This is a genomic window from Halomonas sp. WWR20, assembly GCF_054602495.1.
On sequence record NZ_JBTRHR010000007.1, the window covers coordinates 41,502 to 55,010 of the forward strand.

The 13,509-nt window shown below is 62.6% G+C and carries 12 protein-coding genes and 3 tRNA genes; 3 read left to right on the forward strand and 12 right to left on the reverse strand.

Annotated features, from left to right (window positions below; translation table 11 throughout):
• Nucleotides 1-144: 144 nt before the first annotated feature.
• Entirely contained in the window at nt 145-621 is a 477-nt protein-coding gene (locus ACW4DH_RS13745) for a LexA family protein (RefSeq protein WP_459636967.1), read from the forward strand.
• Nucleotides 621-1,238 (forward strand): IMPACT family protein, encoded by a 618-nt coding sequence (locus tag ACW4DH_RS13750; protein WP_459636968.1) that lies wholly within the window; start codon nt 621-623, stop codon nt 1,236-1,238. The genes ACW4DH_RS13745 and ACW4DH_RS13750 overlap by 1 nt, the downstream gene beginning before the upstream one ends.
• A gap of 74 nt (nt 1,239-1,312) precedes the next feature.
• Here ACW4DH_RS13750 and ACW4DH_RS13755 read toward each other — a convergent pair whose 3' ends face one another.
• The 3 genes from ACW4DH_RS13755 to ACW4DH_RS13765 all read right to left on the reverse strand — a co-directional run bounded on the left by ACW4DH_RS13755 (nt 1,313) and on the right by ACW4DH_RS13765 (nt 4,798).
• On the reverse strand, nt 1,313-2,635 hold the full coding sequence (locus ACW4DH_RS13755; protein WP_459636969.1) for a sodium ion-translocating decarboxylase subunit beta: 1,323 nt from the start codon (nt 2,633-2,635) through the stop codon (nt 1,313-1,315).
• 9 nt (nt 2,636-2,644) lie between these two features.
• Entirely contained in the window at nt 2,645-4,474 is a 1,830-nt protein-coding gene (oadA, locus tag ACW4DH_RS13760; RefSeq protein ID WP_459636970.1) for a sodium-extruding oxaloacetate decarboxylase subunit alpha, read from the reverse strand.
• Nucleotides 4,475-4,552: 78 nt separating this feature from the next.
• Nucleotides 4,553-4,798, reverse strand: coding sequence for an OadG family protein (locus ACW4DH_RS13765; RefSeq protein ID WP_459636971.1), 246 nt, complete (start codon nt 4,796-4,798; stop codon nt 4,553-4,555).
• Nucleotides 4,799-4,959: 161 nt separating this feature from the next.
• Here ACW4DH_RS13765 and ACW4DH_RS13770 point away from each other — a divergent pair, with 161 nt between their 5' ends.
• Nucleotides 4,960-5,955: a tRNA dihydrouridine synthase gene (locus tag ACW4DH_RS13770; RefSeq protein WP_459637189.1), complete on the forward strand. Its 996-nt coding sequence runs from the start codon at nt 4,960-4,962 to the stop codon at nt 5,953-5,955.
• A 131-nt stretch (nt 5,956-6,086) separates the two neighbouring features.
• Here ACW4DH_RS13770 and ACW4DH_RS13775 read toward each other — a convergent pair.
• The 9 genes from ACW4DH_RS13775 to ACW4DH_RS13815 form a co-directional block, all read right to left on the reverse strand.
• Nucleotides 6,087-6,163: transfer RNA gene (locus ACW4DH_RS13775), tRNA-Arg, on the reverse strand.
• Nucleotides 6,164-6,229: 66 nt separating this feature from the next.
• Nucleotides 6,230-6,306 (reverse strand) — tRNA-Arg (locus tag ACW4DH_RS13780).
• Nucleotides 6,307-6,348: 42 nt separating this feature from the next.
• Nucleotides 6,349-6,441: transfer RNA gene (locus ACW4DH_RS13785), tRNA-Ser, on the reverse strand.
• Nucleotides 6,442-6,640: 199 nt separating this feature from the next.
• Nucleotides 6,641-6,841, reverse strand: coding sequence for a carbon storage regulator CsrA (gene csrA / locus ACW4DH_RS13790; protein WP_459636972.1), 201 nt, complete (start codon nt 6,839-6,841; stop codon nt 6,641-6,643).
• A 203-nt stretch (nt 6,842-7,044) separates the two neighbouring features.
• Complete coding sequence (locus tag ACW4DH_RS13795) at nt 7,045-8,295, reverse strand: aspartate kinase (RefSeq protein ID WP_459636973.1); 1,251 nt, start codon at nt 8,293-8,295, stop codon at nt 7,045-7,047.
• An 88-nt stretch (nt 8,296-8,383) separates the two neighbouring features.
• Nucleotides 8,384-10,987 carry an alanine--tRNA ligase gene (gene alaS, locus ACW4DH_RS13800; RefSeq protein ID WP_459636974.1) on the reverse strand — a complete coding sequence of 868 codons (2,604 nt, stop codon included), beginning with the start codon at nt 10,985-10,987 and terminating at the stop codon, nt 8,384-8,386.
• A 260-nt stretch (nt 10,988-11,247) separates the two neighbouring features.
• Nucleotides 11,248-11,718 carry a regulatory protein RecX gene (locus ACW4DH_RS13805; RefSeq protein WP_459636975.1) on the reverse strand — a complete coding sequence of 157 codons (471 nt, stop codon included), beginning with the start codon at nt 11,716-11,718 and terminating at the stop codon, nt 11,248-11,250.
• Between the two features lie 3 nt (nt 11,719-11,721).
• The gene (gene recA / locus ACW4DH_RS13810) at nt 11,722-12,786 is read right to left on the reverse strand and encodes a recombinase RecA (protein ID WP_459636976.1); all 1,065 of its coding nucleotides are present in this window, start codon (nt 12,784-12,786) and stop codon (nt 11,722-11,724) included.
• A 189-nt stretch (nt 12,787-12,975) separates the two neighbouring features.
• Nucleotides 12,976-13,488, reverse strand: a complete 513-nt coding sequence (locus ACW4DH_RS13815) for a CinA family protein (RefSeq protein ID WP_459636977.1) — start codon at nt 13,486-13,488, stop codon at nt 12,976-12,978.
• Nucleotides 13,489-13,509 lie beyond the last annotated feature (21 nt).

Below are 13,509 nucleotides of genomic sequence, written 5' to 3' on the forward strand. Positions count from 1 at the left end.
GGCAGGCACCGCGGCAACGGTTGCAGGCCGTACTGGGCGGGGTTTCCGCGCTCTCGAGCGAAACCAGGCTTGCCGCAGCAGGAAGGCTTGATATGATGCCCAATGTCGTATCTGGGGCTCACGTCTCATCCCGAGGAGAGATCCATGCTGCAAGACACGCCGCACTACCTGCATCGTCTACCCAACCTGCCATTATCCGAGAGTGCCTGGGAGGAAGTCGACGCCATCGACCTGGTCGACGTTCCCCTGCTCGGTCAAGTCGCGGCCGGCTTGCCGATGGAAGCCTGCCCCGACAATGTCACCGTGCGTATTCCATCACGAATGGTGCGGCGTAACACCTACGCCTTGCGCGTACGTGGCGATTCCATGATCGACAGCAATATTTTCGATGGCGACATCATCATTATCGAGCGCTACGAGTCTGCCGAGAACGGTGAAACGGCGGTGGTCTTGATCAATGATCAGGAAGTCACGCTGAAGAAGCTCTACATCGAGAAGTCCGGCGTTCGCCTGCAACCCGCTAACGAAACGATGCCTCCCATCTACCTGAAGAATGATGACGTGCAGGTGCTGGGGCTGGTCATGGGAGTGATGCGTCACTCTCCCAGCGCCGCGGCCTGATGCGCTATCCCATCCCCGATCTCTCTCAAGGCGCCAGGCATCAGACCGAGCTGGTCATCGACAAGAGCCGCTTCATTGCCTGGCTGTGCCATGCCCCTCATGAAGCCGATTTCGCGACCTTGCTCGCCCAGGCCCGCCAGCACTACCCCGGCGCCAGTCACCATTGCAGTGCCTTCATCGCCGGCCCTCCCGGCGAACAGGTCGCCATCGGCTTTTCCGACGACGGCGAACCCGGCGGCACTGCCGGACGTCCGATGTACCAGGCGCTCGAAGGCAGCGGCATCGGCCAGGTCGGCTGCGTGGTCAGCCGTTATTTTGGCGGCATCAAGCTGGGCACCGGCGGCCTGGTACGCGCCTATACCCAGGCCGTACAGCAGGCGCTCGAAACGCTGCCCCGGCGCGAGTTCATCGAACGCCGCCCACTTCGCGTGCGTGTCGACTTTGCCGGCGAAGCGCAGGCCCGCGCCTGGTTCGACACACAGCAAGCTCAGGTCGAACATGCCGACTACACCGGCGATGGCGTCACTCTGCACATCGCCTGGCCCAGTGAATACGACATCGACCTGAGCAGCTTGGAGGCACGCCTCAAGGGACGCCTCCTCCTGCTAGAAGAGTAACGCCCCGGCAAATAACCCCCGCGGCAAAAAAGCCCCACGCGACCGCAACGAGCGGCACCGCGTGCAGCAGGTCCTCAGCCCAGATACTTGATCATCACCCCGGCCGCGACGGCCGAGCCGATGACCCCGGCCACGTTGGGCCCCATGGCGTGCATGAGCAGAAAGTTGTGCTGGTTGTACTCCAGCCCGATCTTGTTCGACACGCGCGCCGCCATGGGCACTGCCGACACCCCGGCGGAACCGATGAGCGGATTGATCGGCTCCCGGGTCATGCGGTTCATCAGCTTGGCCATCAGCACACCACACGCCGTGCCGATGCCGAACGCCACCACGCCCAGTCCCAGGATGCCCAGCGTCTCCACGGCCAGGAAGCGGTCGGCGACCAGCTTGGAGCCCACCGAGAGCCCGAGGAAGATCGTGGTGATATTGATCAGGGCGTTCTGCGTGGTATCGGACAGACGCTCGACCACGCCACACTCGCGCATCAGGTTACCGAAGCAGAACATCCCCAGCAGTGGCGCGGCGTCGGGCAGGAACAGCACCACCAGAATCAACAGCACCAGCGGAAAGAGGATCTTCTCGAGCTTGGAGACGGGCCGCAGCTGGGTCATGACGATCCGGCGCTCCTTCTCGCTGGTCAGCGCGCGCATGATCGGCGGCTGAATCAACGGCACCAACGCCATGTAGGAGTAGGAGGCCACGGCGATCGCCCCCAGCAACTCCGGCGCCAGCAGGCTCGAGACATAAATGGAGGTGGGGCCGTCCGCGCCCCCGATGATGCCGATGGCGGCGGACTGCTGCAGCGTGAAATCCATGATGCCGGCGGCGGACAGCCCCACCGCGCCCAACAGCGTGGCGAAAATGCCGAACTGGGCTGCGGCGCCCAGAAACAGGGTCTTGGGATTGGCCAGCAGCGGGCCGAAGTCGGTCATCGCCCCGACGCCCATGAAGATCACCAGCGGCGCGATACCCGAGGCGATGGCCACGCTGTAGAAGTTGTAGAGCATGCCGTTGCTGTAACCGGCGTCCACCGCCACATCGCTCGCCGCGCGCAGCAGCGCCGGTGAAGTATCGCCATGCAGCACCTCGGCCAGCGCATGCCGCCAGGTTTCGAGCGTCGCGCCAGGCGCCAGGGACAGGTTCAGAGCATTGGCCATCCCTTCGAGCACCTCGGGCCGCGCCAGATGCGCGGCCTGCTCGGCGGCCGAGAGTGCCAGCCCGGCCTGGGGAATGTTGGCCAGAATGCCACCAAAGCCGATCGGCACCAGCAGCAACGGCTCGAACCCCTTGCGAATCGCGAGATAGAGCAGCAGCAGGCCCACGATGATCATCGCCGCCTGCCCCCACGACAGATTATACAGTCCCGAGCCCTGCCAGAGACTAAGCAACTTATCCATGAGAGCGCCTTAGAGGAGAATCAGTTCGTCGCCGACAGCTACGCTATCGCCTTCCTTGACCTTGACTTCGGAAACGCTGCCGGCCTGGCTGGCGCGAACCTCGGTCTCCATCTTCATGGCCTCGAGAATGATCACCACATCGCCTTCGGCCACCTCGTCGCCCGGCTTGACGACGACCTTGAAGATATTGCCCGCCAACGGCGCGGTGATCGCCTCGCCCGTCGCGGGCGCGGAAGTCTCGTCGCGGGACACCGCGGCGGTATGGCTTGCGGAGGATGAGTGGCTGGCCTGTACCTGACCGATCTCGCCGCCTTCGTTGACCTCGACGACATACTGCTTGCCGTTGACCGTCACGGTGTAGGTCTCGGGCCCTGCGGGGGCCGTCTTGACAGGCGCGGCGGGATTGGGCGTGGTCGCCGGCGGCTGGGACTGCGCCGCCTGGGGTACGGGTTCGAAGGCCTCGGGATTGTCGCGGTTCTTGAGAAACTTCAGGCCGATCTGCGGGAACAGCGCGTAGGTCAGCACATCGTCCACTTCGCGCTCGCCCGGTGCCAGGCGAATACCCTCTTCCTGGGCCTTGCCACGCAACTCCTGAGCCAGACGCTGCATTTCCGGCTCGAGGTTGTCCGCCGGGCGGCAGGTGATCGGCTCGCCGCCTTCCAGCACGCGACGCTGAAGCTCCGGATTGAACGGGGCCGGCGCGACGCCATATTCGCCCCTGAGCAGCGCCTGCACTTCCTTGGAGATGGACTTGTAGCGCTCGCCCATCATCACGTTCATCACCGCCTGGGTGCCGACGATCTGCGAGGTGGGCGTGACCAGCGGAATGAAGCCGAGGTCCTCGCGCACCTTGGGAATTTCCTCCAGCACCTCGTCGAGCTTGTCGCCGGCGCCCTGCTCCTTGAGCTGGCCTTCCATGTTGGTCAGCATGCCACCCGGCACCTGCGCCAGCAGGATGCGCGAGTCGATGCCTCTAAGCGAGCCTTCGAAGACAGCGTATTTCTTGCGCACTTCGCGAAAGTAGGCGGCGATGTCCTCGAGCAGCGCCAGATCGAGCCCGGTATCGCGGCCGGTGCCCTGCATGATCGCCACCACCGATTCGGTGGGGCTATGACCATAGGTCATCGACATCGAAGAGATCGCGGTATCGACGTTATCGATGCCGGCTTCCACGGCCTTGAGGATGGTCGCGGTGGAGAGCCCGGTGGTGGCATGACAGTGCAACTGGATGGGAATCGACAGACTGGCCTTGAGCCGGGAGACCAGTTCGAATGCCGTATAGGGCGTCAGCAGCCCCGCCATGTCCTTGATTGCCAGCGAGTGCGCGCCCATATCCTCGAGACGCTTGGCAAGGTCCACCCAGCTTTCCAGCGTGTGCACCGGGCTGACCGTGTACGAGATCGTGCCCTGGGCGTGACCGTCGTGCTTGAGCACTGCCCTGATCGGCTGCTCCAGGTTGCGTAGGTCATTCATGGCATCGAAGACGCGGAACACGTCGACGCCGTTGGCCCGGGCACGCTCGACGAAAGTGTCGACCACATCGTCGGCGTAATGGCGATAGCCCAGCAGGTTCTGGGCCCGCAGCAGCATCTGCTGACGCGTGTTGGGCATGGCCTCCTTGAGCGCCCGGATCCGTGCCCAGGGGTCTTCGCCCAGGTAGCGGATACACGCATCGAAGGTCGCGCCTCCCCAGGATTCCACCGACCAGAAGCCGACCCGGTCAAGCTTCTCGGCGATGGGCAGCATGTCATCAAGACGCATGCGCGTGGCAAACAGCGATTGGTGCGCGTCGCGCAGCACCACGTCGGTAATGCCCAGGGGGCGCTTGTTCTCGCTCATGAAGGGTTTCCCACTCGTGATTATGCTAGTGTTCGAATAGACTGCCGGTCGCTTCCTGCGGCCTTGGCGATGCCGTTGTCAGTGCCGGTCGCGCTGCCGACGATACCGCTGGACCGCGGCACTGATCACCGCCACCAGTTCGGTATCGTCACTGGCGGCGGCACGGGCCTTGCGGGGCGCCGGAGCGGCTTGCGGGGCGAAGCGCATGACCAGTCGCGACATGACGCTCATGGCAATGACCAGCACACTCAGGAACACGAAGACAAAGCCCATGCCGAAAGCCATCAGGCTGAAGCCTTCCTGTACCAGTTGTGATCCTTCCATCTCGGTTGCTCCCTGGTGATGGTCACCCGGCATTGCGGGTATGACGGCGCTCTAAACGGCTATTAGTCTAATCTGCCTGATCCATGATTTTTTGCAATGGCACCATTGTTGAGTATTCGCTGTTGATTTCATCCCCTTATGGCCGTCTCGGCCTGGCCCCCATGGAAGGCGTCATTGACGCCACGACCCGGGCCCTGTTGTCCGCCGATGGCGCTCTGGATTGGACCGTCACGGAATTCATCCGCGTAGTGGATGTACGGCTCCCTCCACGCGTCTTTCTGCGCCATTGCCCGGAACTTGCCCACCCCGAGGTCACGACGCCCAACGGGATACCGGTGCATGTGCAGTTGCTCGGCTCCGGCCCGCAGGCACTGGCGGAAAATGCCCTGCAGGCGCAAGCGCTGGGCGCCACCAGCCTGGACCTCAACTTCGGCTGCCCGGCCAAGACGGTGAACCGTCACGATGGTGGCGCTTCATTGCTGCGCGACCCGCAGCGCGTCTACCGAGCCGTGCGTGCCGTACATGACGCACTGGCGCCGCGGGACACGCCGGTCACCGCCAAGATCCGTCTGGGCTTCGAGGACCGCCGCCTGGCGCTGGCCTGTGCCGAGGCCGTCGAAGCCGCCGGAGCCAGCCAACTGGTGGTACACGCCCGGACTCGCCGGGAAGGCTATCGCCCGCCCGCCCATTGGGAATGGATCGGCCGGATCCGTTCGCGGCTGACGATCCCGGTGGTGGCCAATGGCGACATCTGGACCCTCGAGGACTACTGGAAGGCGCGCACGCTGTCCGGCTGCCGCGATGTCATGCTCGGACGTGGCATGCTCGCCGACCCGTGGCTGGCACGACGCATCCGCCACTGGCAACTGACCGGCGAGCGCCTGCCGGCGACGCCCTGGTCGGCGCGCGCCGATACGCTCATCGACTATGCCGCCCGACAGCGCCCAACGCTGCCCGATAAAATCGTGCTGGCCCTCTTGAAGCAATGGCTGGGACAGATGCGTAATCGCAACCACGAGGCGGCGCGCCACTTCATTGAACTTAAACGCCAAACCGAGCTTGAGGCGTTTCTGAGCGCCCTTCGTCGCTCCCGGCCCTGCGGGATGGCGACCTCAGCGCCACCCTGCCAGGCCGTGAGCGAGCCAGCTAACAGTTAACGCTGCGGCAGATGAGATAAGAGAGGCACAAAAAAGGCACGCATTGGCGTGCCTGAGTATCCGCGCGAGAGCCCGAAGATTCTGGCCTCTAAAAACGAGAAACCCGCCCTCTGACGAGGACGGGTTGAATTTGGCGCGCCCGGGAGGATTCGAACCTCCGACCACCTGATTCGTAGTCAGGTACTCTATCCAGCTGAGCTACGGGCGCTTATTGCAAACAGGGCTTGTACATTCGCCCTCATCATCTCGATAACGATGACATCTATCTGGAAGATGGCGCGCCCGGGAGGATTCGAACCTCCGACCACCTGATTCGTAGTCAGGTACTCTATCCAGCTGAGCTACGGGCGCGTGTCTTCACAACGTTGATGGTCAAGCCCTATCAGGGCTTAATGGCGGAGAGGGAGGGATTCGAACCCTCGATGAGGCTATAAACCCCATACTCCCTTAGCAGGGGAGCGCCTTCAGCCACTCGGCCACCTCTCCCTCATCAACACGGCGCGTATGTTACCGTTTCTGAAGCAACTTGTCTAGAGACCGCATGAACTTTTTAGCTTCGGTGGCACCGATTCCGCCTTGGTCCGCTGCACTGGAAAAGGCAAGAGCGCCACAAGTCATGCTGCCAGACCACGCCAAGACCGCATAGGGAGCGAACGAACTCAGCCTCCCGGTAACGCTTTTTACTTCAAACGAGCGAACCGCTGCCATCTTCGCTCTCGGTCTTTTCGCGCTGGATGCGCTGGTAGATCTCTTCGCGATGGACAGATACATCTTTGGGCGCGTTAACGCCAATACGGACTTGATTACCTTTTACGCCTAGCACGGTGACCGTGACATCGTCACCAATCATGAGCGTTTCACCGACTCGGCGGGTCAGGATGAGCATGGCTGATCTCCTTTCAGGGCTTCTCCTATGGGATGCGCATATCGTCACACGACAGCACGGGCACAAATTATGCGACATCCCCTACCGCGAGGCCAACGACATGCCATTCTGACATTATCGCAACCTCGTTAAAAGAAAGGCCAATCCGGCCTCTCCAGCGTTCCTTCCCCATAAGCGTAGAACGTTAGGGCACAAAGCAAGTTTTAGTCGCCTTGAATAGTGTCATTATCGAGACCGAAAGCGCTGTGCAGTGCGCGTACCGCCAACTCCATGGTCTTTTGATCAATAACGACCGAAATCTTGATTTCTGAAGTCGAAACCATGCGGATGTTGATGTTTTCCTGAGCCAGCACACGGAACATTTTCGACGCCACCCCGGCATGTGAGCGCATGCCCACCCCCACCAGCGACACCTTGGCGATATTGTCATCACCGCGCAGTTCGCCGCCTCCCAGGTCAGGAATCACTTGCTCCTTGAGGATCCTCATGGTCTGCTTGTAATCGCCCTTGGCCACCGTAAAGGTGAAATCGGTATAGTCACCGGCCGGCGCGACGTTCTGGACAATCATGTCGACTTCGATATTGGCGTCGGCGATGGGGCCCAGAATGCGCGAGGCAACGCCCGGCACGTCCGGCGTGTTGAGCAGGGTCAACTTGGCTTCGTTGGAGGTAAAGGCAATACCGGAAATCAGCGGTTCTTCCATGGAATCCTCTTCTTCATCAGCGTCAGCGACGATCAGGGTGCCCGGGCCATCCTCGAAACTGGACAGCACACGCAGGGGAACATTGTACTTGCCGGCGAACTCCACCGCGCGGATCTGCAATACCTTGGAGCCCAGGCTGGCCAGCTCGAGCATCTCTTCCACGGTGATGCTCTCGAGACGCTGCGCCTTCGAGCAGACCCGCGGGTCGGTGGTATACACGCCATCCACATCGGTGTAGATCTGGCATTCGTCGGCCTTGAGCGCCGCCGCCAGCGCAACGCCGGTGGTATCCGAGCCGCCGCGACCCAACGTGGTGATGTTGCCTTCGTCGTCGACTCCCTGGAATCCGGCCACGACCACGACCTGACCTTCGGCGAGATCCTGGCGCAGATCATCGGTCTCGATGCGCTGGATGCGGGCCTTGGTGTGTGCACTGTCGGTCTGAATGCCGACCTGCGCACCGGTATACGAGGTCGCCGGCACGCCCAGCTTCTGCAATGCCATGGCCAGCAGCGAAATCGTCACCTGCTCGCCGGTGGACACCAGCATGTCCATTTCACGCGGCGTCGGCTCGTCATTGATCTGTCCGGCCAGTTCGATGAGCCGGTTGGTTTCGCCACTCATGGCGGAAACCACAACCACGATCTGGTGACCATCGTCGCGGAATCGCTTGACCTTCTCGGCAACCGCCTTGATGCGCTCCACCGAGCCCACCGACGTGCCGCCAAACTTCTGAACGTATAGCGCCATAGGGGTATCCGTAGTTGGATGAATGTTATGTCCGTATCGCTGATGTGAAAAAGGGTCGAGGGTTGCCCTGCTCGACCCTTGAAAGAGCTTAGTGTAGCTGAGACTCGACCCATGCCGGCACGCTCTCGAGTGCTGCCGGCAAGGCCGCGGCATCGCTGCCGCCCGCCTGCGCCATGTCCGCCCGGCCCCCACCCTTGCCACCGACCTGCGCGGCCACGTGGTTGACCAGGTCGCCCGCCCTGATACGACCGGTCAGGTCCTGGGTGACACCGGCAATCAGGCTGACCTTGTCGCCCTCGCCGACGCCTAGCACCAGCACTCCGGAACCGAGTTTCTGCTTGAGCTGGTCCATCAGGCCGCGCAGCTCCTTGCCCGAGACGCCCTCGACCTGTTTGGCCAGTACCTTGATGCCCGCCACCTCGCGCGCCTCGGCAAGCATGTCGCTGCCTGCGGCACTGGCCAGCTTGGCCTTCAAGCGCTCCAGCTCCTTCTCGAGGCCGCGGTTGCGCTCCAGCAACGCCTCGACGCGCTCCTCGACCTGCTCGGGCTTGGCTTTCAGCCGCTCGCCAATGCGTGCCACCCGCGCTTCCTGGTCACGGAAATATGCCAGCGCGCTATCGCCGGTGACCGCCTCGATACGCCGTACACCTGCCGCGATGCCGGTCTCGGCAAGAATGTGAAAACAACCGATATCGCCGCTGCGGGCCACGTGGGTGCCGCCACACAACTCGATGGAGAAATCATCTGCACCAATGGTCAATACCCGGACACGATCGGCATACTTGGCCTCGAACAGCGCCTTGGCGCCTCTGGCTTTGGCTTCGTCGAGCGTCATCTGCTCGACCGTGGTCGCGGCGTTGAGCAGGATCTGCTGATTGACGATCGCCTCGACCTGCTCGAGCTGCTCCGGCGTCATGGCCTCGAAATGGCTGAAGTCGAAACGCAGGCGCTCCGCACTCACCAGCGAGCCCTTCTGCTGGACGTGTTCGCCGAGTACGCGCTTGAGTGCCTCGTGCATCAGGTGCGTGGCCGAATGGTTGCGCATGGTCGCGGCGCGCAGGCTGGCATCCACCTGCGGCGTGACGTGGCTACCGACGTCCAGAGTGCCGGAGACCAGCACCCCGTGATGCAGGTGATGTCCACCCTGCTTCTGGGTGTCGGTAACCTGGAAGCGGCCGGACTCGGCCTCGAGATAGCCGGTATCGCCCGCCTGGCCGCCGGACTCGCCATAGAAGGGCGTACGATCGAGTACCACAATGCCCCGCTGCCCTTCCTCAAGCGCGGCCAGGGCATTACCGTTTTCATCGACCATGGCGGTGATGCGCGCCGCGTCATCGAGTTGCTCGTAACCGGTGAACGTCGTCTCACCCTCCAGCTCCAGCCCGGCGGTATAATCGGCGCCGAACTGACTGGCCGCCCGGGCACGCTCACGCTGTGCCTGGAGTTCGCGTTGAAAGCCGACTTCATCGAGCGTCACGCCGCGCTCACGGCACACATCGGCGGTCAGGTCGAAGGGAAAGCCATAGGTATCGTAGAGCTTGAATACCGTCTCGCCCGACAGCACGTCACCGGTGAGTTCCGTGAGCGCCGCATCCAGCAGCCCCATGCCGTGATCCAACGTCCGGGCGAACTGCTGCTCTTCCTTGAGCAGTACCTTCTCGATCTGCTCGCGGGCGCGACGCAGTTCCGGGTAGGCCTCGCCCATCTCGGCATCCAGAGCGGCGACGAGCTTGTGGAAAAACGGCTCGCTGGCGCCCAGCTTGTGACCGTGGCGCACGGCACGCCGAACGATACGGCGCAGCACGTAGCCGCGCCCCTCGTTGGAGGGCAGGACGCCATCGACGATCAAGAAGGCGCAGGAGCGAATGTGATCGGCGATGACGCGCAACGACGGCGTGGCGATATCGTCATGACCGATAATCTCGGCAGCGGCCTTGAGCAGGTTCTCGAACAGGTCGATTTCGTAGTTGGAGTGCACGCCCTGCATGACCGCGGCAACGCGTTCCAATCCCATGCCGGTGTCGATCGACGGCTTGGGCAAGGGGTTCAGATTCCCCGCGCTGTCGCGATCGAATTGCATGAACACCAGATTCCAGATCTCGATGTAGCGATCGCCATCCTCGTCGGGGCTGCCAGGAGGCCCGCCGAAAACCTCGGGGCCGTGATCGAAGAAGATCTCGGAAGACGGCCCGCAGGGGCCGGTATCGCCCATCTGCCAGAAGTTGTCCTCGTCGAGCCTGGAGAAACGCTCGGGGTCGATGCCCACCTCATCCTTCCAGATGCGCTCGGCCTCATCGTCACTGACGTGCACGGTGACCCACAGTTTCTCCTTGGGCAGTCCCAGCGTCTCGGTCAGGAAGCGCCAGGCGAAACGGATGGCGTCGCGCTTGAAGTAATCGCCGAAACTGAAGTTACCCAGCATTTCGAAGAACGTGTGGTGGCGTGCGGTATAGCCGACGTTGTCCAGGTCATTGTGCTTGCCACCGGCACGTACGCAGCGCTGGGCTGACGTTGCGCGCACATAGGGGCGCGGGTCGCGGCCGAGGAACACGTCCTTGAACGGTACCATGCCGGCGTTGGTGAACAGCAGCGTCGGATCGTTGCCCGGCACCAGCGAGCTCGACGGTACGATGGTGTGCCCCTGCTCCTCGAAGAAGGTCAGAAAGGCCTGTCTGATGTCTGCGCTTTTCATAGAAAATCCGTGGCGGTGTTGGGGCACTGCGGGCACGCAGTTCTTCCCTGCGGCTTACGGGGCAAAACACCGAAGAAATGATGGCGGCCCTGCACCCTGAGCCGTCGCAAAGCGCATTAGTATAACGCGTTCAGCGAGGGACTAAAGAGGAGGCGCAGTGCGAAACACTCCCGAGGGAGGGCAAGAGAGGGTATCGGCATGGCCGACCCCCGTAAGGAAAAGCGAGAGAGCGGCAGCGGACTCAGGGTATCGGGATAGGCTTACTGCCAGGCATGTTCAAGTGCGTAACGGACCTGCGCGAAGTCGAAGCCGCGCCCGGCCAGAAAGCGCTCGCGGCGCGCACGTTCGCGCGGCTCGCCACCGGGGCCGGCAAACCGCTTGGCAAGGGTTTCGCACGCCAGCGAGTGCCAGTCGATCTCCCCGGACGACTGGGCGTTATCGAGTGCGTTGCGTGCCAGTTCACGCTCGATGCCGCGCTCATTGAGCTCGGCACGGATCTTCATCGGCCCCTGCCCGCGCGCCACTCGCGAGCGCACGAAGACCTCGGCGAAGCGCGCGTCGGATTGCAGGCCTTCGTCGGCCAGCGCATCCAACGCTTCGCTCAGCGTCTCGGCGTCATGCCCCTTGGCGGCCAAGCGTCGTTCCAGCTCGGCGCGAGAGTACTCGCGCCGGGCCAGCAGGCGGATGGCATCGTCACGCGGCGGCGATTCCGGTGCATTGCGATCCTTCATGGCTTACAACAGCGTGTCGTCACCCAGATCCTCGGTTTCGGCAGGCTCAGCTTCACTCTTGTCCTTGGTCTCCAGCGTAGCCAAAAGCTGCGCGCGGATCTGAGTCTCGATCTCTTCCATGATCGCCGGGTTGTCCTCGAGGAACTGCGCGGCATTGGCCTTGCCTTGGCCGATCTTGTTGCCCTGATAGCTGTACCAGGCACCCGCCTTGTCGACCAACTTGCACTGCACGCCGAGGTCGACCACTTCACCGGCATGGTAGATGCCCTTGCCGTAGAGGATCTGGAACTCGGCCTGACGGAACGGCGGCGCCACCTTGTTCTTGACCACCTTGACGCGGGTTTCGTTACCGGTGACCTCATCGCCCTGCTTGACCGACCCGGTGCGGCGGATATCCAGGCGCACACTGGCATAGAACTTCAGCGCGTTACCGCCGGTGGTGGTTTCGGGACTGCCGAACATCACGCCGATCTTCATGCGGATCTGGTTGATGAACACCACCATGCAGTTGGCATTCTTGATATTGCCGGTGATCTTGCGCAGCGCCTGAGACATCAGACGCGCCTGCAGGCCGACGTGGGAATCGCCCATCTCGCCTTCGATTTCCGCGCGTGGCGTCAGTGCCGCCACCGAATCGATGATGATCACGTCGACACCGCCGGAACGCACCAGCATGTCGCAGATTTCCAGGGCCTGCTCACCGGTATCCGGCTGCGAGACCAGCAGGTCGTCGAGGTTGACGCCCAGCTTCTCGGCGTAGCTCGGGTCCAGCGCATGTTCGGCATCGATGAAGGCACAGGTCTTGCCCTGCTTCTGCGCCTGCGCTATGACCGAAAGGGTCAGCGTGGTCTTGCCCGAGGATTCCGGCCCGAAGATCTCGACGACGCGGCCCAGCGGCAGCCCCCCGATGCCCAATGCGATATCCAGCCCCAATGAACCGGTGGATACCGAAGGCATGATGACCCGCGGCGTATCGCCAAGGCGCATTACGGTGCCCTTGCCGAACTGACGCTCGATCTGGGACAGTGCCGCATTGAGAGCTTTGGAACGGTTATCGTCCTGTGCCATGAACGTCTCCTGTGAGGACATGAAAAGAGAGACGCAGCACACCGGCCGGTCTCGATACTGCGAAAAAATACTGTATGACTAGACAGTATTATGACGAAAAAATTCCTCGCCGCCTATAGCAAAGGCCCATGTCTGAACGAGAGATTCACGCCTCTCGTATAAGCTGCTGAATTTACTGAGCCGCCCCCATCACGAGGCCTCCAGCTGCCGCACCAAGCCGGCTAGAGCCATGCGTACCGCCTGTTCACGCACCGCCTGCCGATCCCCGGCAAAACACTGGCAAAGCGTGTCCTGTGCCGAGGCGTTACCCCAAGCGAACCAGACCGTTCCCACCGGCTTGTCGGCACTGCCGCCTCCCGGCCCGGCGACGCCGCTCACCGCCACGCCCAGCGCCGCGCCGCTTTCCCGACAGGCTCCCGCTACCATGGCCGCCACCGTCTCACGACTGACCGCGCCATGCGTGGCCAGGATCGATTCGCTCACCCCCAGCAGGCGCGTCTTGGCGGCGTTGGCATAGGTCACATAGCCGGTTTCGAAATAACCCGAGCTGCCGGCAATTGCGGTAATGGCGCTGGCGACACCGCCGCCGGTACACGACTCGGCCGTGGTCACCGCCACGCCACGCGCCAGACAGGCGCGTGCGAGCCGCTGGCTGAGAATAACGGGATCGAGACTGACCAGTGCGTCGGGAATCGCAGGCATGCATGGCTCCAATAAGGCGGA